General features: G+C 50.4%; 14 protein-coding genes. 3 read left to right on the top strand and 11 right to left on the bottom strand.

From position 1 onward, the window contains the following. Window positions 1–127: 127 nt before the first annotated feature. Entirely contained in the window at window positions 128–946 is an 819-nt protein-coding gene (locus DRJ53_RS11635; RefSeq protein WP_114235809.1) for an SMP-30/gluconolactonase/LRE family protein, read from the top strand. Between the two features lie 495 nt (window positions 947–1,441). Here the strand turns inward: DRJ53_RS11635 and DRJ53_RS11630 are convergent, their stop codons facing one another. From DRJ53_RS11630 to DRJ53_RS11595, 8 genes are all read right to left on the bottom strand, one after another. Next, window positions 1,442–2,791, bottom strand: coding sequence for a glucoamylase family protein (locus DRJ53_RS11630; protein ID WP_114235808.1), 1,350 nt, complete (start codon window positions 2,789–2,791; stop codon window positions 1,442–1,444). A 95-nt stretch (window positions 2,792–2,886) separates the two neighbouring features. After that, window positions 2,887–3,378, bottom strand: a complete 492-nt coding sequence (locus tag DRJ53_RS21120; RefSeq protein WP_123893529.1) for a hypothetical protein — start codon at window positions 3,376–3,378, stop codon at window positions 2,887–2,889. A gap of 16 nt (window positions 3,379–3,394) precedes the next feature. Next, entirely contained in the window at window positions 3,395–3,877 is a 483-nt protein-coding gene (locus DRJ53_RS11620; protein WP_114235806.1) for a TlpA family protein disulfide reductase, read from the bottom strand. Beyond that, window positions 3,874–5,196, bottom strand: coding sequence for a vanadium-dependent haloperoxidase (locus DRJ53_RS11615; RefSeq protein ID WP_114235946.1), 1,323 nt, complete (start codon window positions 5,194–5,196; stop codon window positions 3,874–3,876). Before DRJ53_RS11615 ends, DRJ53_RS11620 begins: the two co-directional genes overlap by 4 nt. Window positions 5,197–5,334: 138 nt before the next feature. Continuing rightward, window positions 5,335–6,873: an FG-GAP repeat domain-containing protein gene (locus tag DRJ53_RS11610; RefSeq protein ID WP_114235805.1), complete on the bottom strand. Its 1,539-nt coding sequence runs from the start codon at window positions 6,871–6,873 to the stop codon at window positions 5,335–5,337. Window positions 6,874–6,959: 86 nt separating this feature from the next. After that, entirely contained in the window at window positions 6,960–10,529 is a 3,570-nt protein-coding gene (locus tag DRJ53_RS11605; protein WP_114235804.1) for a VCBS repeat-containing protein, read from the bottom strand. Window positions 10,530–10,698: 169 nt separating this feature from the next. Next, window positions 10,699–12,441: a RagB/SusD family nutrient uptake outer membrane protein gene (locus tag DRJ53_RS11600; RefSeq protein ID WP_114235803.1), complete on the bottom strand. Its 1,743-nt coding sequence runs from the start codon at window positions 12,439–12,441 to the stop codon at window positions 10,699–10,701. Window positions 12,442–12,470: 29 nt separating this feature from the next. Continuing rightward, the gene (locus tag DRJ53_RS11595) at window positions 12,471–15,686 is read right to left on the bottom strand and encodes a SusC/RagA family TonB-linked outer membrane protein (RefSeq protein ID WP_162303859.1); all 3,216 of its coding nucleotides are present in this window, start codon (window positions 15,684–15,686) and stop codon (window positions 12,471–12,473) included. Between the two features lie 354 nt (window positions 15,687–16,040). Here DRJ53_RS11595 and DRJ53_RS11590 point away from each other — a divergent pair, with 354 nt between their 5' ends. Both DRJ53_RS11590 and DRJ53_RS11585 read left to right on the top strand, forming a co-directional pair. After that, window positions 16,041–16,586: a gluconate 2-dehydrogenase subunit 3 family protein gene (locus tag DRJ53_RS11590; protein WP_114235801.1), complete on the top strand. Its 546-nt coding sequence runs from the start codon at window positions 16,041–16,043 to the stop codon at window positions 16,584–16,586. A gap of 45 nt (window positions 16,587–16,631) precedes the next feature. Next, a complete protein-coding gene (locus tag DRJ53_RS11585) occupies window positions 16,632–18,338 on the top strand; it encodes a GMC oxidoreductase (protein WP_114235800.1) in 1,707 nt (568 codons plus the stop codon). 67 nt (window positions 18,339–18,405) lie between these two features. Here DRJ53_RS11585 and DRJ53_RS11580 read toward each other — a convergent pair whose 3' ends face one another. The 3 genes from DRJ53_RS11580 to DRJ53_RS11570 form a co-directional block, all read right to left on the bottom strand. After that, entirely contained in the window at window positions 18,406–19,266 is an 861-nt protein-coding gene (locus DRJ53_RS11580) for an alpha/beta hydrolase (protein ID WP_114235799.1), read from the bottom strand. 87 nt (window positions 19,267–19,353) lie between these two features. Next, on the bottom strand, window positions 19,354–20,238 hold the full coding sequence (locus DRJ53_RS11575; RefSeq protein ID WP_114235945.1) for a carbohydrate kinase family protein: 885 nt from the start codon (window positions 20,236–20,238) through the stop codon (window positions 19,354–19,356). An 83-nt stretch (window positions 20,239–20,321) separates the two neighbouring features. Continuing rightward, window positions 20,322–20,627: a Dabb family protein gene (locus DRJ53_RS11570; RefSeq protein ID WP_114235798.1), complete on the bottom strand. Its 306-nt coding sequence runs from the start codon at window positions 20,625–20,627 to the stop codon at window positions 20,322–20,324. Window positions 20,628–20,643: the final 16 nt, after the last annotated feature.

Raw genomic sequence — 20,643 nt, 5'->3', positions numbered from 1 at the left:
ATAGCGTTGACTCATAACTGCATTGTCGCAACAGCAACCACACATTACCGATTGCCTTAAACCAACAACACTTTTTACTTGTAGCCGGCATTATCTTTAGCAAACAAAACACCCAAAACATCACACCATGAAACAACTAATGCTATTGCTTGCGCTGGGCCTGTACACCGCTGCCGGTGCGCAACGCAGCCTGGAAAAACTTTGGGAAAGCGACACCACGCTGGCTGTGCCCGAGTCGGTGCTGCCCGACCCGCAAAAAAATATATTGTATGTGTCGCTCATCGACGGCGAGCCCTGGGGTGCCGATGGCAAAGGCGCCATAGCACAACTGGATAAATCGGGAAAAATATTGAATGCAGCATGGGTAACCGGGCTGCATGCGCCTAAAGGCATGGGCCTGCACGGCGGCAAACTGTACGTGGCCGATATGGGCGAAGTGGTAGTGATTGACGTGCAAAAAGGAACCATCGAAAAGCGCATACCCATCACCGGTACTACGGGTCTTAACGACATCACCATTGGCAACGCCGGCACCGTATATGTTTCCGATTCGCGCAACGGCAAAGTGCACCGCATCAGCAATGGCAACGCTACGCTGTACATGGATGGACTGAAGGGCTTGAACGGTGTGCTGGCCGTAGGCAACGAGCTGTATGTGTGTACCTCCAACGATGTATTGAAAACCACCGATGGCAAACAAACAACGGTTGTGGGCACCATGCCCATGGGCGGCGATGGCATTGAACCCATTGGCAATGGCGACCTGATCACATCTACCTGGAGCGGCGTGGTGTATTACATCACCAAAGATGGGCAGGTAAGCACCTTGCTCGATACACGGGAACAAAAAAAGAACACTGCCGACATTGGATATGATGCGCAAAAACGCATTGTTTATGTGCCTACGTTTTTCGCAAAATCGGTTGTGGCGTATCAATTAAAGTAACAGGCATTGCGCAGCCATAAATTGCAAATAGCCACTCTTTTCGGAGTGGCTGTTTTATTATTTAGGCCAGCTTTTGTATTGCTATTAAGCGCCTGTTGCGTCGCACACTTGTACGTTCTGTATTTCTTTTGTGCTTTTACCCGGCACAAATAGTAAACTGTTTCCGCTCATCAGCTGTCATGCCGAACTTGTTTCGGCATCCCCTGTTGGTTTTGAAAACTCCGCAAGTTGTAGGAGATGCCGAAACAAGTTCGGCATGACAGCCCCTAGTTGTAAAACGTGGCCTACACCAAAGCTACTATCCTGCTCTTTCCTTTACATACTTTTCCCGCCAATAATGCTATTTGCCTTGTCATCCTGAGCGCAGCGAAGGATCTGAGCCTGCACCAATACAAATTTTGAAGTAAAAGTAAGCCTGCTCCTCCACTCCATATTTTGCAACGCCAATACATAGATGGCCCGCTCAGCATGACAAGCAAACTAGAAAGCGTTGCATTACTTCAACTTCGGGCTTTCAAAGCCTAGCTTCTTCAATCCATGCTGCACTTCGGGGCAGCTCATGAACAAGTTCCACAACAGCCCGGTGCGGTAGTTTTCAATCATCACAATAATCGGCCCCTGGTCAATAGCCAGGTGCGATTTTGCATACCATCCTTCCGTTTCGTTAAACGCATCCACAAAGCCATATTCACTCCAGATTTTATCGCCCAACGTATCGTAGAAATAGCGCAGCGCTTGCATCGAGTATTCCGGCGTGTAGGGGAACGAAGAAAGTGCTGCAGTGGGCGTAATTACGCCTAAGTCTTCCGATGGCGAATGCGCTCCATATCCGCGGTGATTATCCGATGCAGTTAATCCCCAGCTTTGCGGACCAAAACCTTTCCAGCCCTTTGGATTTTCCACGCAATAAGCCCTGTTGACAAGTGTATGATTTTTGTTTTGTTCCCAGTAATCGGCATAACGGTCTTTCAGTCCGCGGGGATCGAGGCCAACAAAAGAATAGTGGGCAAAAAACAGCGGCCCGCCAAAATCAAAACCTAACGGCAAACGATAACCGTAAAACTCTTTTCCATTTTTAAAGAAATTGCTTTGCGCCCAGCCGCGGTGGTACACTTTTGCATCCACCGGATAGCGTTCGGCACCGGCCGCCAGCACATACGTAATCAGCGCTTCGTTGTAGCCGCGCAGCGGAAAGTTCATGGCCCAGCCATTGTTGGGGCTCCAGTGCCAGTACAGCACTTCCTCGCCGCCGCGGGTGTACCAGTCCCACTCCATTTCGCTCCATATCCAGTTGATCTTATTGCGGATGTCGGACTCCGCTTCGTTGTTCTGGTTAAAATATTGCCGCACACAAAGCAGCCCTTGCATCAGGAAGGAAGTTTCCACCAGGTCGCCGCCATCGTCCTTTCGGCTAAAGCGAATTACTTTACCAGTGCCTCCGTCCAGCCAATGCGGGTATACGCCATGAAATGCGTCGGCTTTCCATAAAAAATTCACCAGCTTGCGCAGGTGGCGGGCAGCCGTATCGCGGCTGATCCAACCCCGCTCCGCGGCAACAATCACAGCCATCACGCCGAATCCGGTGCCGCCGGTGGTCACCACTTCATCACCATAGCCAAAAGTGGCGTTGCTTCGTTCGCGGGCCATGCCCGACACCGGGTGTGCAAAATCCCAGAAGTAGCGAAATGTTTGCTTTTGCACCAACTCGAGCAGCGCCGAATCAGAAAGATTTTTGGGCCTGGCAGCCGCATTGAACGCTTGTGGCGCAGGCTTGCGGGTCTTTTGTGCATTTGTTGAAACAATCGAGCCTGCAGCCAGCAATAAAAAAAAGATTATTCGCAGCATCGTCAAACGTTTTTATACATTACAAACTTCGCATGATACTGCTTATCTGCTGCAACTATTTTACCAATTGCGCTAGTTCAAACACAACATGACCGTCAGTCTGATAACCAATACCATATACCGCCGTTCTCACCTTTGAATTTCAATTGATCTGGTCCTAGAAATTCAATGATTGCTGTGTCTATTCTATGAGGAAAAAACGTGAACAGCGTGTCGTTGTTGAGGATGTATTTAAATGAAGTGTACTTCTGTCGAAACCGTCGCTGTTTCGGATAGTAAATCGAATCTTCGTCAAATGATTTCAGCAATTCCGGACTTGTTCTGCTGGTCCATGTGCCCCCAAGTTTCTTCTTCATCCGCAGCGGCCTATAACCGAGTATCATAGGCATCTTTGGCTGCAATATTGAAAGCGTTTGATTTTGGCTTGTTGTATCAACAGCAACATCTTCAAATTGAGCAGATTTAGGTTTGCAACTAAAAAGCGTAGTGCAACAGATTAAAAAGAAGACCATCCATGTCATTGCGGAATAATAGTTTAAACCTGAAGTTGGTCTTTTCCATGCTAAGAAACGTGCTGCACGATTCAAAGCTTGGCACAAAAAACTACAATGCCTTCACCGCTGGCAGCAAATCCTTTACCATCGGCTCTTTATCAAAGGTGCGCACCAGTTTACCCGCTGCATTGAATAGGGCTACAAACGGCGTCCGCTGCATGTTGTAATGATACCGCAGGAAAAATGTATTGCCTTCGGTGCCGGTGATGATGTTGGGATATGAAGCCGTTTTATAGGTTTGTTCAAAGCTGCGCAACTCGTTGGCCGGTTTAAAAGTGGCCAGCACCAAAGTGGCTTTTTTAAACGCGGGCATTTCTTTAAATACACCTTTGAGCAGGTCGGTGCAGTGGTGGCAATCGGGGGCAAAATAAATAAGCACCACCGGCTTTTTGGCAGGCAATTCCTTAGCCGTAATTAGTTGCCCGTTGGTGCGCCACAACTTAAACATGGGGATATCGTTTCCTCCCTTTTGCGCCGCACCCATTCCGCACAATACAAACATCGCCATCACTAAAAAGGTCAGCCGCATCATTCTTTTGTTTTGATTTTACCTAAAATAAAACTCCCGATTTTAGTGCCCTGCATGTTGCCGGCTTCCACACCGCTGCGGTAATGAATGCCGCCGTAAATGCGGCTGATAGAAGCTTCCTGCGCCGCCTGGTGAAACGAATTGAACCGGCGTTTCATGCCAATATATTCGAGGTCGGAAGTGTCTTCAAAAGCAAAGTTGTCGCCAAAGCGTTCCGTTAACACCGTAGCCGCAGCAGCCGAAATGCCGCTGTGCCCGCTGGTATATTCCGGGAACGCAGGCGTTTGCAACATGGGCTGCCATTTGGCATCAATCAGGTCGTTGATCACCGTGATGGGCCTGATGACCTGGGTGCGGTATTTTTCTTCCCAGCAGGCAATAAACGCATCGTAAATAGCCACCGAAGTAAGCATATAGGTTTCCGCTGTTTCCACTGGATTTAACCCTTTCTGGCCGCTGGCAATGCCTGCAATGCCAATCCAGTGGCCCACCGGTGTGATCTTTTTGGTGGCGTACATCACGTGGCCGGCGTGCTCCATCACAAAAGGGTTATCGTCCCAATAGCGGGCAATTTCTTTTTGTTCGGCAGTAAGGTTGCTGGCGGTTTGGTACACCTCCATGGCGTATTTGAAAAATTGGCTGGCGGTATCGGTGCTGTAGGCCGGCGGCGGCGGGCACCGGAACTGTGTGGCCGAATCCAGCGCCAAGGGCAACACCCGGAACCAATGCGGCTCGGCAGCATCCATATAATCGGGGGCTGTGGGCCTCCAGTTGCCCATTTGGCCGGTGCCGATAAATTTCGACATGCCGCGGGTTTCTTTGTAATAATCTTTGGTGGTGCGCTCCAGCACTTTTTGGCCAATGGCTTCGCCAAAATCCAACGACCGCAGGTATGTTTCTTCATCCAGCAGGCCGGCAAACTGTGCATACAATCCATCCTGGTATTGAATGAGTGAATCTTTGGCAAAGGTTATTTTTTCGGCCACAGTAAAAAAAGCCTTGGTAGCGGCCAGCAGGTAATTGTATTCCTTGCCTTCTATCGGCTGCGGCATTTGTGTAATGGCATTGAGTTGGCCCGCCACAGAGCGGTAGCCGGGCTTGCTGTGGCGCATGGCCTCATAAGCAGCAATGGAAGTATATGAATAAATACGGCTGGCAACGGGCGGCGAAAAAGCGTCGTGGATAATCACCTCGGTGAGGGCTTTCATGTTGCGGTGCAGCAGGCCAGCATCGGTCAGCAGGCCAGGATCGGAATTTTGATGTTGGCGACAGCCTGCGGCAAAAAGCACCAGCATCAATACGGGTAACCACATTTTCTTCATAGCAAACAATCCAGGTTGTGCAGCAGCATTCATCTTCGTTGCTGCAGGTTCGTTAAGGCAGATGGAGTTCAATTTACATAAAATAGTAAAACACGACGTTGCCGCTTGCTGCAACTTTAGCTGGCACCGGCTTTTGTTCTACCGCTTTCCACCTGCATTGCGCAGCACCAAAAAAAGCGGCCCCCGCTCCCACTGCACCGATGCCCCCGAAGCAGCGCCGGGCTTGGCCATATTGCCCAGCACCAGGTCGGTCCAGCCATCGCCATCGAGGTCGCCGGCATCGAGGGTAATCCAACGGCCCAGAGCCGCCTGCGCAAACGTGGTGGCGCCAAAGTTCCAGCCGCCCCTATTTTGCAGGTAAACAAAACCCTGCGCCGGCTGCAGGCGGTAATCGGCAAAGAATGAAATCGCTGCAATGTCCATATCGCCGTCCTGGTCAAAATCGGCAGTTCGGGCTTTAAAAGCGCCATTGAGGTGGTAAAAAAATTGTTGCCGGAACTTGCCCTCTTCCTGCAGAAAAACATACACGCCGTGGTAGGGCTTTAAAATGGGCGAATAATCGGCATTATCGCCGCAGGTGTATACAATGTCCCCATCGCCATCGCCATCCATATCCACCAACTGAAACGAGGTGGAGCCCCATACTGCCGGAAAACGCAGCACTACTTCCTCTTTAAAACGGCCACCACCCAAATTGATAAACCTGCGGATGCTTTCATCGCCCTGCGCAAACAACACCCAAAGATCGGGCAGGCCGTCGCTGTTGTCGTCCGTTACATATATCTGTGCCGCACCAGGCAATGGTTTGATCAGGTGTTTTTGAAAGCCGCCACCCTCCAATGCTTCAAACCAGCTTAAGTGCCCGGTAAAAAAACCAAACGAGCCTACCACAAAATCGGCACGCCCATCGCCGTTGATGTCGGTACGCTGCAATGCAACCGGTCGCTGCAGCGAATCAAAAAGCGTTTGTGCATTGGCGGTAGTTTTAAAACCAATCTGCTGCACGCTGCCCAGGGGTGCATCATTTGGATTGATGTTGCCCATATTGCTGGCAAAAAGCTCGCTACCTGACTGCACTGCATCAGAAACAGCGCCTTTTATTATTGCTGAATCTTTTAATTCTAACCCTGCATCAAACCGCATCAATTGTTCGGTGCTCATATCATACACCAGCACCTGGTGGTTCACTGTATCGAATGCAGTAAACGAAGTCAATGGAAAAGCGCTTTGATAACGCGGCTGCAACACCTGGAACTGCGTTAAGGTTTGCGGCACTTCTTTGGCTGGTACGGCAAGGCTATCGGGAGCCGTGGCGGTGTAGTAATCGATGATGTGCTGCCACGCTACAAAAGAAAGCATCGGCGTGTCGGGGTAAAAGCCACGCGGCAGGTGCGGGTTGTTGGCCAATGCAGGATAGCGTTCAAAACCATAGGCAAAAATGCCAAGGCGCGGGCCCATATGTGGCAGTACGCCTTTTTCCCAGCTTGCAGCATCCAGTTGTGCGGGCTCGGGCAGCAAGTGGCACGACTGGCAGTATTGTGCAGCCAGGGCCTTTCCTTTCCGGATGCTTTCGTCCGCCACATCGGCATGCGATGCATTGCGCTGCCACTCATCGCCGCAGGCAAATAACGCAACGATGATTGTACAAACAAAAACAACAAGAAAAGATTTGCGCATAAGGATCAACGTGAAAAAGGGTAACGGCAAAAAAGAAAAATCGCATTTAATTGAAACATTGCTCTAACAACTCAAACCACGTTTCATTATTTGCTCAACGGCAATGTACGTTTCCCGCCTTTCGCATCGATCACTTCAACGCTTTGTATACTTTTATTTACACTTAAAAAACGCCCCGACTGCGACAGGAAACCTGCTCCAAAATTCAGTTCCCTGCGCTCTGTTTTACCAGAAGCCAGTTTTACCAGCGCCACTGCATCGGTTGGTTGCAGAGGCACTGATGCTGCGCCGGTTTTGGCCCCAAATATTTTCAATGGACCTTTATTTTGGCTGGCTGCAACCAGCGTGCTGCCGTTGGCACCGCGCAGTTTCACCAATGCCTTTCCATTGCCCGGGATATACAGTCCACTTGCCGCCACCGGCACCGGTAAAAACCCACCTTCGCCGGTGCCTTTCAGCAACAATCCATGGAGCGCATCGTAGCGGCCAACAGCCACCTCGGTGCTAAAGTCGTTGCCGCTGATCAGGAGGTCCAAGTTTCCGTCTTCATCCACATCTTCCGCAATCATTCCCTGCAGCGGGGATACCTGTGCGGCCATAGGTAGGGGCACCATGGTAAACTTGCCCGCACCATCGTTGTGCAGCAGCACCGATTGCAACTGCACTGCCTCCAGCCGCAGCGCACTGTTCATTTGTTCCGGCGTCAGCATTTCGGGCAGCGTAGTGCGTGCATACGATTGATAGGTTTGGTACTTGCTGCGCATCGAGATCATTTGCTTCGACAAATCATCACGCAGCTGGCCCGGAAATTCCTTGAGTGTGGGATCGGCGGCTGATGCCGGGATAAACAATGAAGGAATGGCATCGTAGCTGCCGTTTTTATCAAAATCGCCGGCCGTAATGCACACCGGTTTGCCATCGCGGTTGCGGTAATACGAATTGCGGCCCAGGTTGCCTACCGCGTAATCCATATCGCCGTCGTTGTCAAAATCGGCGGGTACAATGGACGTCCACCAACCTGATGATTGTGGCACTTGTTGCACCGCACCTGCTGCATTAAATTTTCCGTTCTCATTTTTGATAAACGTCAACGGCATCCATTCACCGGCAAGTGCCAGGTCGGGCCAACCGTCGTTGTCAAAATCGGTCCAAACCGCATCGCAAACCAAACCAATGTTCTTCAGCGCAGGCGCAATTTCAGCGGTTACGTCGGTAAATTTTACCAGGCCGCCTTTCGAGTCGTTGCGGTAAATGAATGAAGACACCGGCCGCGGGTAATGCCACGGATCTACCCGGCCCGCTATGAACAGATCGAGGTCGCCATCCTTATCAAAATCAGCAGGGCGCACACAGGATTTAGAAGTAAAATTTTGCGGCAGCGCCGGCACATTCAGGGCAAAATTGCCTTTGCCATCATTTATGAAAAACCGGTCCTGATAGGCTGCCGTGTTGGGTTCCGCCTCGTAGCTGCCGCTGGCGATATAGAGGTCGAGGTCGCCATCACCATCGGCATCAAACAGTGTTAGGCCCATATCTTCCGAACGTTTTTCCAACGCCCTTTCTGCCGATCCGCCCACTGTTTTTTGTACAAATTTTCCATCGGCCTGTTGCAGCAACACCTGTGCGTTGAAGAAAAACGAACCGCCGCAAACAACATCGTCGAGCCCGTTTCCATCCACATCGCCCACAGCCAGTGCAGGGCCGTATTCCGAGAATTTATGCGGCAACAATTTTTGCACGTTGAAATCAATAAAATCAGAATCGTGGTGCTGGTAGCTGATGCCCAGGCTTTGGGTAACATCGGTAAAATATGCCGGGGTGTTTTGTGCCTTTGCTGTTTGCACCGCAGGACCTGCATTTTTGTAAGCCAGTTTCAACAATGTATTGGCAGGAACATTTTGCAATGCCTGTTGTTTACCATCGGGCCAGGTAATGGTTACCGTGTCTACCACTGCAACATTGCCCAACCCAAAATGCGCACCTTGCTGTATCGATGAAAGGTAGCCGCGGTACGGTGTTACTTCATACACCTGTTTTTTGCCGCCACCGTAATGCAGTTCGATCCACGCACCCAGTCCGTTGCGGTTTTGGCTGCTTCCTTCCAATTGCACCTGCAGGAAGTGCAGGTTTTTGCCTTTTTCCTGCGTGTTGTTTTTATACACAAAAGCCGCATCGTTGATGTTGTTCATCACTAGGTCCAGGTCGCCGTCGTTGTCCAAATCCACGTATGCAGCACCGTTAGAAAACGAAGGAGCATCGAGGCCCCAATCTTTTGTTACGTTGGTAAACGCCAATCCGCCTTTGTTCAGGTAGGCGTAGTTGGCAATTTTCACTTCGGGTATTTGATCTAAAATGTCGCGTTTGGAGGCAAGTATGTTTGCCTTCATGCGGTAGGCAATAAAATCATGGTCGGTCACATCTTTTGGAAAACCGTTGGTGATGATGATGTCGCGAAAGCCGTCGTTGTTAAAATCGGCAATCGATGGCGTCCAACTCCAATCGGTTTCGGCCATGCCGGTCATAAAGGCTACATCACTGAACAGCGGCGCACCCAGGCTATCGCCCGCTTCCGGCCGTGGACCTGCGTTTAACTGGATCACATTGCGTACATACTGGTGCTGGTAGCCGTACAATTCATTGTTTTGGTAGCGTGCATAACTGAGCGGGTTCAGCATCATTTTTTTTCGGTAATTATCCTCGGGGTTCATGTCCGCCTCGATGATGTCAACTAAACCATCGTTGTTGATGTCGGTCACATCCTGCCCCATTGCATTTTCGGAAGTGTGTTTAAAATATGTTTCTGCTTCGTTGGTAAACGTGCCATTGCGCTGGTTGATGTAGAGCAGGTTGTTGGATAGAAAATCGTTGGTTACGTAAATGTCTTTCCAGCCATCGCGGTTGATGTCGGTTATGTTCACGCCATGCCCATAACCTTCAATGGTGATGCCTGCTTCGGCGGATACATTGGTAAAGACGGGATGCCCTAAGCTATCGTTCCAATCATTGCGAAAAAGCTTGTCGGTATTAGGATGTGAACCGTCGGTGATAATGGGCCGGAACGTGTTGGGATATTGATCCTTTAATATCTCGTTTACCAAAAGGTACATATCCAAATCGCCATCGCCATCGTAATCAAAAAATGCAGCCATGGTGCTGTGCGACCGGTCGGCCAGGCCATAAGCTGCTGCTTCGTTTGCAAAGCGCGGCTTGCCATCCTGGATGCCTTTGTTGATGTACAACAGGTTTTCGCGTTTGGTACTATCCGGCGACAGCGAAGCAGACACATAGATATCCATGAGTCCATCGTTATTGATATCTACCACGCTTACGCCGCGGCTCCAATGCCCATTGCCGGTTACGCCAGCCGCTTCGGTAATATCTTCAAATTTCAGATTGCCTTTGTTGATGTATAATTTGTTGGAGACGGTGTTGCCTGCAAAATAAAGATCCTGCAATCCATCGTTGTTGAAATCGCCCACACCCACGCCGCTGCCGTTGTAGATATTCTCTACATCCAGCACGTTCAGGGTATCATTGTCTTGCAGTGTATTGGTAAAATGAATGCCGGTATGTGTTGCAGGCATTGCCTCGAAAAGGGTATCACTGGTGCAGCCCACCAGCATCGCTGCCATCAGGGCCAGGCAAGTATTCTTCATATAGCAAACTGATCATTTCTTCTTTTGGAAGATACCATGCTTTTGCGGCACGAAAAAATTAATGAAATGGGCCCCTGTCCCGGTTCTATTAATCGTGCTTCATTCTGTTGCATAGAACAAAAAAGGAGGGCCAATTGGCCCTCCTTTGGTTTCCGGAGCAAATGTGGGTTTAGTAACCCGGGTTTTGTTTCAATGTAGCTTGTCCATCCCGAACGCTTTGTGTAATGGCAAACTCGGGGATCGGGAAATATTCGTTTTTGTTTTTGGTAAAACGTGCACCATCCAAAGCACTGGCGCGGCGCTGTGCTTCTTTGGGGAAGTATTCGTTGTTCAGCACTTCTTCGGCGATGCCCCAACGCACCAGGTCGAAAAAGCGGTGTCCTTCCATGCCCAGTTCAATTTTACGTTCAAAACGAACTGCAGTTCTGGCGGCTTCCTTGCTGGCCCATGGTGCAGTGTATTCGGCCACCACGTAGTTGGCTGCAGGGTTGGCGCCATTAAGCACCGGCGATGCGGCTGCACGGCGGCGTACCCGGTTTACATAATCGCGGGCTGTTTGCAGGCTACCTACTTCCACTTCGGCTTCGGCAGCCATCAGCAGTACATCTGCAAAGCGCATGGCGGTAAAGTTCAGGGCATTGTTGGCAAAACCCCAGCCCACAGTACCGGCCAGCGTACCAATGTCAGCTTTGTAATACGTGTTCTTTTTGGGGCTGTACGGGCCACCATAAGTTACCATGCGGATCCAGTTGCGGCCTGGGTGAATACCCCAGTCGTAATAAGGAATACCGCGGCGGCCAACAGTCCAGTCGAGGCGTGGATCGAGGTTGCCGGAATATGGCGTAAACGCATCGGTTGAGGCGAGGTTTTCATCGCTGGTTACATCTACGTTGTTGTAGGTAGTAGGCATGGGCAAACCAGCCGCATCGGTGCGGAACGAGTTCACCAGGTTTTGCGATGGCTGGAAAAATCCGCAGCAGGCACCGGGCTTTTCGGTAGTGGCGCTACCACCGTGCGGGTAGTTCAGCGTGTTGTCGTAGTTACCATTGGTGTTGGCACCATCGCCGTATGAGGCCTGGATGGAAAACACGGTTTCGCTGTTGTTTTCCGAAGTTACCCGGAAGTTGTTGTGGTAATTAGCCGCCAGCGCATACGGTGTACCGCGGCTATTTTTACCATTGGCAATAATCACATCAAACAGCGCCTTGGCTTCGGCAAATTTGTTTTGAAACATATAAGCTTTGGCCAGGTAAGCAGCAGCAGCCCATTTGTTGGCACGGCCAACATGCGGACGCACTTCATCGAGGTTATCGTAGGCCCATTTAAAGTCTTCTTCGATCTTAGGCCAGATGTTGAGATAATTGCCGCTGGCATCGGTGTTGGGCACTTTGTAATCGGTTACCGTTTCATCGAGGAACGGGATGTTGCCAAAGGCCTTTTTGCCTTCAAAATGCATGAAGGCGCGGATAAACCGTGCTTCGCCTTCAATTTGCTTGGCATCGGCAGCAGAAATATCTGATGCCTGCGGCAACACTTTCAGCACCTGATTGGCACCGCCAACACCATCCCAAATGCCGGTCCACTTGTTGGTAAGCTGGCCATTACTCGGGAGTATTTCAAAACGCATTACGGGGTTGGCATCCACCATGTCGGTAGGCTCGGTGCCTTTATAGGCATCGCCGCCGGTAATGGAGCCCCAAAGCCAGTTGGAGGCACCGCCATTTTGCTGGTCTTGCCGGCCGTCAAGCGTGGCGTATGCATTGATCAACATACCGTCCACACCTTTTTTATTGGTCAGGCTTCCCAGGTCGTAAACACCCTGTGGCGACAGCTCCAAAAAGCTTTTTTTACAAGAATGCATCAGTGCCATGGCAACAAATGCAGCTGGAATTATAAATAGTTTCTTGTTCATAATCTTCTGTTTTCAGGCTGGTAGGTTAATTAAAAAGTGATGTTCAAACCGGCCAGGAATTGCTTTGGCTGGGGGAAACCACCCAGGTCAACACCCAGATAATAGTCGCCTGCACCACCCGGATCGCGGGAAATCAGGCTGATATCCGGATCGGCCCCAGTATAGTTGGTGATGGTGAACAGGTTTTGCGCCTGCACATACAACCGCACATTTTGCATGCGTGCCTTGGCCACCAGCGACCGGGGCAGCGTATAACCCAGTTGCACGGTTTTAGCCCGCAGGTAAGAACCATCTTCTACATAATACGAGTTGGAAGTACTGGTTGTAAACGAGGTATAACCATTGGCGCTACCTACACCCAGTTGGGGCAGTTTGGCGTTGGGGTTGTTTGGCGTCCAGCTATCGGTAAGTACCCGTGTGCTTACACCACCAATAAACACACGCATGTCGGTGTAATACTTGGTGTAGTTGTAGATCTCGTTGCCCTGGTTCCAAAACAGGAAGGCAGTGAAATCAAAACCCTTGTAATTAGCAGCCAGGTTCAAACCCATTTGGAAATCGGGGTGCGGGCTGCCCAGGTAAGTACGATCGGCGTCATCAATTTTTTTATCACCATTGATGTCTTTGTAGCGCCAGCTACCGATTACTGCACCTGACATAGGCAGGGCGGTAATTTCAGCAGCTGAAGTGTAAAAACCATCAATTACATAACCATGGAACGAAGAAATAGGCTGGCCGGCTTCGGTACGCAGCGCATTGCTCAAACGTTCCAGACCTTGGATGCGTGGAGCGCCTTCGTTGTTCAGTTTGGTCATGGTGTTTTTGTAGCGAGAGAAGGTTACACCAACGTCAAAGCTGAAATCGCCACCGGGTTTACCGTGGTAGTTCAGGCCCAGGTCGTAACCGGTGTTGCGCATGGTACCAATGTTTACAAAAGGCTTGGTAAGCTGTGGCTCCAAGCCGTTCAGCGCCTGGCCTACCAGCAGGTCTTTGGTATCTTTTTGATACACATCAACAGAGAAATCGAACTTGCCGTTGAGCAGGGTTCCGTCCAAACCTACGTTGGTGGTTTCGCTGGTTTCCCACTTGGTGCTCAGGTTGCCTTCGCGGTCCTGGCGGTAGCCCTGGGCCGAAGAAGTGTTGGTACCGCCGATGTCGTAGTTGGTACGGGCAGGGTTAGAGATAAAAGTAAAGAACTGGTTGGCGGGGTTGATGTTCGACTGGCTACCCATTTGGCCCCAGCCTGCACGCAGCTTGAGGTCGGTGAGCCAGGAAACACCCTGCATGAATCCTTCTTCAGAAATACGCCAAGCCGCACTTAAGGACGGGAAGTTGGCGTACCGTACTTCGGGACCAAAACGCGAACTACCGTCGCGACGGAAGGTTCCCGAAAGGAGGTATTTACCGGCATAGTCGTAATCGATTCTGCCGATATAGGAAAACAGTGAACTCCGGCCAATGTTGTAGTTGGAAATAGTGCGATCGCTCAAGCTACCGGCAACTGCGGTGTTCAGCGACACAAAATCTGGTGTTTCAAAGTCGAAGTTTTGACCAAATGCCCGAACACCACGTGAGTTTTCTTTCACAGCTTCGGTACCCAGCAGCACTTTCACGCCGTGGCTGCCAAAGGTTTTTTGGAAATTCAGGGTGTTGGTCCAGGTCCAGTTCAGGTAATACCAGCCTTCTTCGGTAAGCTGCGTGGTACCCTGGTTTTCCGAACGCTCATAGGTTTTGCGGCCAATGTTGCGTACAAACTGGGTACCCATGTCGATACCATACGAAGTACGTGCACTGAGGAAATCAGTAAAAGGCACTTCGGCATAAACGTTACCAAAAATGCGGGTAAACTTGTTGGTGTTGTCTTTGGCACGCTCCAGGTTGGCAACCGGGTTGCTACCGTTGCCCGACTCACCCACACCATTACCGCCATATCCGCCACGGATGTCGTAAACAGGAATGTAGGGTACCATGCGGAAGGCGCTGGCCCATGCGTCACCTTCGCCACGGTTGGCACCGCCCAGGCGGTCTTCGTAGCTGATCTGCAGGTTTTCACCCACACGCAAAAAGCTCACTGGCTTGAACGATGTGTTGGCGCGGATGCTGTAGCGTTTGTAAAATGTATTGACGAAAGTTCCTTCCTGGTCAAAGTAGTTGACACCCAGGGAGTAGTTGGCCTTGTCGGTGCCGCCGGTGGCAGTAAGCTGGTGGCTGGTCATTACGGCCGGGCGGGTCAGTTCTTTAAACCAGTTGGTGCCGGGGCTTGTCTTGGAAATTTGGTACAGTGGGCCATCGCCGGTGTTGTACAAATCGGGGTTGGCACGAGGGTCGCTGGCCGAAACGCCACCTTTAAAACCAGGGCTGGTGATGTAAAACTCAGGAACAGTAAAGGCACCGTTTTTACCAAACACCGGGTGGGTGTAGGTAGATGAAGTGGTACGCTGCAGGTAATCGAGGTACTGCGCCGTGTTCAGCATATCGGGCATCATCTGGTCGGTTACGCGTTGTACGCCGGTATAGGTATCGTACGACAGCGAAACTTTCCCAGCCTTGCCCTGCTTGGTGGTTACAATGATCACACCGTTGGAGGCACGGGCACCATAAATAGAAGCAGCAGAAGCGTCCTTCAACACCTGCAGCGACTCGATGTCGTTGGGGTTAAGGAACGAAGGATCGGTAGCAGGCACCCCGTCGATGATGTACAGGGGGTTGTTGTTACCGGCCGAACCAAAACCACGGATCCGCACTACGGCACCGGCACCCGGCTCACCGGCGGTGCTGATGGTAACACCCGGTGCACGGCCTTGCAACTGTACGGCCAGGTTGGACGAAGGCGTGATCTGGAGGTCTTCGGCACTAACCACGGATACCGAACCCGTGATGTCTTTTTTGCGCTGGGCGGTGTAACCCGTTACCACCACCTCGTTGAGGCTGGCGGCAGTGCTGCGCATGTTTACAATGAGGCTGGACTGGCTTCCCACGGCAATTTCCGTGTTTTCGAAGCCCACAAAGGAAACGACCAAAACCGCATCGTTGTTGGGTACGGCAATGGAGAATGTACCGTCTGTAGCAGACTGGGTACCGGTAGTTGTTCCTTTAACAGTGATGGAGGCGCCGGAAACGGGTTGGTTGTTGGCGTCGGTAACCCTTCCGGTGACAGTTCTTTGTTGCGCCAGCACAACAAATGAAAAGAAGCAGCACAGGCATACTGATAACAGTAGCCTAATCGTGGCTTGTTTCAATGGCATAACAATCATTTTTAGTTAACAGAGAGAGTGCAATCGGGGATGAATTTAACTATTTATAAACAGATGTCAGATTTTTTTCCTTTGATTTTGCAAAAAATGCTGAGTATATATTTTGTTCCGGCAAATACTGAATAAACCGCAAAAACAGGCAGCTTTTCTCCTTTTAATAAAATAAAATTCAAAAAATCGGGGATATTTTGAATTTACCTACAGAAAAGCACAGATCACAAATGTGTTAATATTCTTTTGTCCAATGCTGATGTTTTTTTGACCAATTGATTTTTGCCAAACCATTTACGGCCAATCATTTAAATACAACGCTACCTTTATTGCCCACCAACGTACACTTGCCCCATGAGCATTTCCCGGCGCACCGCATTGAAACAATTTTTGGTACTGGCTGGAGGCGCAGCCCTCATCCCGGCATGTATGCAGGCCGATGGTGGCGCGGCTTCCATCAACCTGAAGCACCTAACCATCAATGCCAGCGATGAACAGTTGCTGGCCGACATGGCCGAAACCTTTTTACCCGCCACCGATACACCAGGCGGCAAAGACCTCTACCTCCATCATTTTGCACTGACCATGCTCGACGACTGCCACAGCCCCGAAGAGCATAAGGCATTTGAAAAAGGCCTCGACGCATTTAAAGATTTTACGAAGAAGAATGGTGGTGCATTTTCAACCCTAACTGCACAACAGCGAACCGCTTTGCTGGAGCAGTTGGAAAGCAGGAAAGACGAAGACGAGCTGCAGCATTTTTATAAAAAAACAAAGAACCTGATGATCCACGGTTACCTCACCTCCAAACACTACCTCACCAAAGTGCGGGTGTACGAGCTGGTGCCGGGCCGCTACCGCGGATGCGTACCGGTGGGCGAAGGTAAAAAGGCCGCATAGGCCGCTGCAGGAAATTTATTTTACAATCTTTTTTATTGAAATAAAATGGGAACCAACGATTCCATAAAGTCCCGCACCTACGATGCCATTGTCATCGGCTCGGGCATATCGGGCGGATGGGCCGCAAAGGAACTGTGCGAAAAAGGCCTGAAAACCCTGGTGCTGGAACGCGGCCGCGATGTGCGCCATATCCAGGACTATCCTACCACCAATAAAATGCCCTGGGAGTTTCCGCACCGCGGCGAAGTGCCTTATGAAATACAAAAGGCAAACCCGGTGGTAAGCCGCTGCTATGCCTTCCGCGAAGATGCTGCGCATTTTTTTACCAAAGACACCGAGCACCCTTATGTGCAGGAGCAGCCGTTCGATTGGATCCGCGGTTACCAGGTAGGTGGCAAATCGCTGTTGTGGGCCCGCCAAACGCAGCGCTGGAGCGAGTTTGACTTTGAAGGCCCGGCCCGTGACGGCTTTGCCGTGGACTGGCCTATACGCTACAAAGACATTGCACCTTGGTACAGTTACGTGGAAAAATTTGCGGGCATTAGTGGCAACAAAGACGGCTTGGATATTTTGCCCGACGGCGAGTTTTTGCCACCGATGGAGTTGAACTGCGTGGAGAAATATTTTGTACAAAGCGTAGGTAAAAGTTATAAAGACCGCCACGTAGTATATGCCCGCTGTGCGCATCTTACCGAGCCGCAACCGGTGCACCTGCAACAAGGCCGGGGCCAGTGCCAGAAGCGCAACCTGTGCCAACGCGGATGCCCCTTTGGTGGCTATTATGCATCCAACTCCACCACCATCCCGTGGGCCCAAAAAACAGGCAACATGACGCTGCGGCCACACTCGGTGGTGCATTCTATTTTATACGACGATGCCAAAGGCAAAGCCGTGGGTGTGCGGGTGATTGATGATGTTACCAAAGACGCCATCGACTTTTATGCCCGCATTATTTTTGTAAATGCAGCGGCGCTCAACACCAATTTAATTTTGCTCAACTCTAAATCCAGCCGCTTTCCTAATGGGCTGGGCAACGACAGTGGCGTGTTGGGTAAATACGTTGCGTTTCACAACTACCGGGCATATATAAACGCAACACACGAAGGCCATCTCGACATCACCACCGATGGGCGGCGGCCCACCAGCGGGTACATTCCCCGCTTCCGCAATGTGCACCAGCAGGAAACTGATTTTTTACGTGGCTATGCCGCAGGCTTTGGCGCCGACCGTGTGAACACTACACCGCGTGATGGCGTAGGCACCACGCTGAAAGATAACCTGGCCAAATCGGAAATGGGCCCGTGGCGGGTAGGTTCGCACATGATGGGCGAAACCATTCCAAAAGAAAGCAACTACGTGGCGTTGGATGACTCGTTGAAAGATGCATGGGGCATTCCGCAATTGAAAATATCGGTAACCTACGACGACAACGATGAGAAGATGACGAAGGATTATATGGAGCAACTCACCGAGATGTTTGAAAAAGCCGGCTTTAAAGACATCAAGGCTGTAGACGGCAAACGTGCACCCGGCAACGACATCCATGAAATGGGTGGTGTCCGCATGGGCCGCGACCCGAAAACATCGGTGCTCAATGGCTGGAACCAGATGCATGCCGTGCCCAACGTGTTTGTTACCGATGGCGCCTGCATGACATCTACCGCTACGCAAAATCCATCACTCACATACATGGCGCTTACTGCACGTGCTGCGGATTATGCAGTGCAGGAAATGAAGAAAGGGAATATTTAAAATAAGAATTTTAGTAAAACAAAAGGCTGCGAACACCGCAGCCTTTTGTTTTACTAAAATTGATGGCTTACAATACGCCATTTCCCTTCAATACTTTCGAAAAGAACAACACATGATACGGCAGTGAATTGCCCCAGTAATCCCATGTATGTCCACCGGGCCGTTCGGTGTAGTCGTGCGGCGTTTTGTTATACACCAATTGCTGGTGCAACTGGCGGTTGGGCTCCAATAAAAAATCATCTACGCCGCAATCAATTACCAGGGGTAAAGCATTCTTTTTCATGGCAGCAACCATATTCACCACCGAGTTATTGAAATAAACTTCGTTAAACGGATCGTTGGCGCCGAGCAACTTGAAAAACCGCTCCTGCACATTTTTGGCAAAGTCGGTATTGATCTTCCAGTTCGACCAGTTCATATCCACTGCACCGCTCATGCTGCCCGCAGCACAAAACAATTGCGGGTTGCGTGTGGCCAGGTACAACGCACCATGCCCGCCCATGGACAGGCCGGTGATCACCCTTCCTTTATTGCTGCGCACCGTGCGGTAAGTAGCATCAATCTTTTGAATGACCTCTTTGGTAATATATGTTTCAAATTTGCTTCCTGCATCATGCGGGCTATCCATATACCAACCAAATGTTTCGCCTTCGGGCATCACGATGATGAGGCCATACTGATCGGCAAGGCGATGCACCAGGGTCTTGTCAGGTGTTTGTTGCAGCCAGTCGCGAAAGTGGCCGCCTCCGCCATGCAGCAGGTACATCACGGGAAATGGATTATTGCCTTTTGCATAGCCATCGGGCAGCACAACAGCGGCTTTATACGTTTGTTTCATCACCGCACTGGGCACATCAATCGAATCGACCCGTGCAGCAAATGCAATGCTGGTTATCAAACAAAAAAAAGGCAGCAACAAATATTTCATGGCAAGCAGGTTTAAGCAATTTTTATTTCACAACAAGAATACGTTACTGAACATGCAGCAACCGTTTTAAAAAGGATAAGTGCACCGCTATTGTTGCATCAACTTCCGTATTTCATCCGGCTCGTAACCGGGGCAAGCGCCCTGTTTTGAAGCAATCAATGCGCCGGTAGCACAGGCAAAAGCCAATGCCTGCCCGGGTGCAGCGCCGCTATCTAACTGGCTAAGCAAGCCGGCAAGAAATGCATCGCCGCTGCCTACGGTATCCGCAACATCAACACGGAAACCACTATGTTGGTAAAGCCGGTCGTGCATGCGGAGTACCGCACCTTTCCCGCCACGTGTTACCACTACGATGGGCACTTTAAAATGATTCTGCAATGCGGCCACCTGTTCTTCAAACGAACCACCGCTGTCAATCCAACCGGAAAGTATGGGCAGCTCGTGTTCGTTTAGCTTAAGCAGGTAAGCATCTTGCAATAGTTGCAGTGCTACTTCTTTGCTAAAATGCGGCATGCGAATGTTGACATCGAATACTTTTTTGTTCGCCGCTTTCAACAGTGCAAACAGCGTGTTGCGGGAAACTTCGTTGCGGGCACTGAGGCTGCCGTAAATAAAATACTGTGACTGCAGCACCAGTTTCAATGATTCATCAGAAAGCGCAATGAAATCCCACGCAACGGGCTGCACAATTTCGTACGACATTTCGTGTTCGGCCGATAAATGCGCATGTACTACACCGGTAGGTTGATCGGCATCCTGCTGGATCAAATCAATATCAAGCATCCACCCTTCCAGCAAATGCAACAATTTTTCACCCCGGCCATCTTTACCAATCCGGCTGATCATGGCCGGCTGCAAACCCAGTTTTTCAAGGTGATAAGCCACGTTCATGGGCGCACCACCCGGCTGTTCGCCGGAAGGCAAAATATCCCACAGCACTTCACCAAAACAAACAACGTCCGGCTTCATCATGTTCATTTAATAATGGGAATCGATTTGCAATTCTGCAGCCTGTTTAAATGCTACAATTTGATTGGTTACAATGAAATGACGGCTCAGGATTCAGAATCATAGATCAGCACACGATCCCACAGGTGCTGGCATTCATCCACAAAGCGCTGGTGCACTTCGCTTGTTGGCGGCTGGTAAGCATCGTGGCCTTCTTTATTGTCGAACACAGTAAGCAACGAATAAGAATAAGACCGTTCAATAATGGGCCGGTCGGTGGATGCAGGCTTACCTACATCACCAAACTTTACCGAAGGAATAGTGAGTAGTGAACGAACACCGGTTTCAAACTGCTGAATGTCGGCTTCGCTAAGATCGGGCTTCAGCCAAAAGAACACGTGATGTACAAACATGAATGAGTGGTTGTGG

It is taken from the genome of Paracnuella aquatica (genome assembly GCF_003332885.2).
GTDB lineage: Bacteria > Bacteroidota > Bacteroidia > Chitinophagales > Chitinophagaceae > Flavisolibacter > Flavisolibacter aquaticus.
This window is presented reverse-complemented; position numbering and strand designations above follow the sequence as displayed.

Excerpts from the sequence above, each read along its gene's own strand:
- DRJ53_RS11630 (WP_114235808.1), bottom strand. The coding sequence starts at position 2,791 with ATGCTGCGAATAATCTTTTTTTTATTGCTGGCTGCAGGCTCGATTGTT.
- DRJ53_RS11590 (WP_114235801.1), top strand. The coding sequence starts at position 16,041 with ATGAGCATTTCCCGGCGCACCGCATTGAAACAATTTTTGGTACTGGCT.
- DRJ53_RS11635 (WP_114235809.1), top strand. The coding sequence starts at position 128 with ATGAAACAACTAATGCTATTGCTTGCGCTGGGCCTGTACACCGCTGCC.
- DRJ53_RS11585 (WP_114235800.1), top strand. The coding sequence starts at position 16,632 with ATGGGAACCAACGATTCCATAAAGTCCCGCACCTACGATGCCATTGTC.
- DRJ53_RS11570 (WP_114235798.1), bottom strand. The coding sequence starts at position 20,627 with ATGTTTGTACATCACGTGTTCTTTTGGCTGAAGCCCGATCTTAGCGAA.
- DRJ53_RS11575 (WP_114235945.1), bottom strand. The coding sequence starts at position 20,238 with ATGATGAAGCCGGACGTTGTTTGTTTTGGTGAAGTGCTGTGGGATATT.
- DRJ53_RS11580 (WP_114235799.1), bottom strand. The coding sequence starts at position 19,266 with ATGAAATATTTGTTGCTGCCTTTTTTTTGTTTGATAACCAGCATTGCA.
- DRJ53_RS11605 (WP_114235804.1), bottom strand. The coding sequence starts at position 10,529 with ATGAAGAATACTTGCCTGGCCCTGATGGCAGCGATGCTGGTGGGCTGC.
- DRJ53_RS11615 (WP_114235946.1), bottom strand. The coding sequence starts at position 5,196 with ATGAAGAAAATGTGGTTACCCGTATTGATGCTGGTGCTTTTTGCCGCA.
- DRJ53_RS11620 (WP_114235806.1), bottom strand. The coding sequence starts at position 3,877 with ATGATGCGGCTGACCTTTTTAGTGATGGCGATGTTTGTATTGTGCGGA.
- DRJ53_RS11595 (WP_162303859.1), bottom strand. The coding sequence starts at position 15,686 with ATGCCATTGAAACAAGCCACGATTAGGCTACTGTTATCAGTATGCCTG.
- DRJ53_RS11610 (WP_114235805.1), bottom strand. The coding sequence starts at position 6,873 with ATGCGCAAATCTTTTCTTGTTGTTTTTGTTTGTACAATCATCGTTGCG.
- DRJ53_RS11600 (WP_114235803.1), bottom strand. The coding sequence starts at position 12,441 with ATGAACAAGAAACTATTTATAATTCCAGCTGCATTTGTTGCCATGGCA.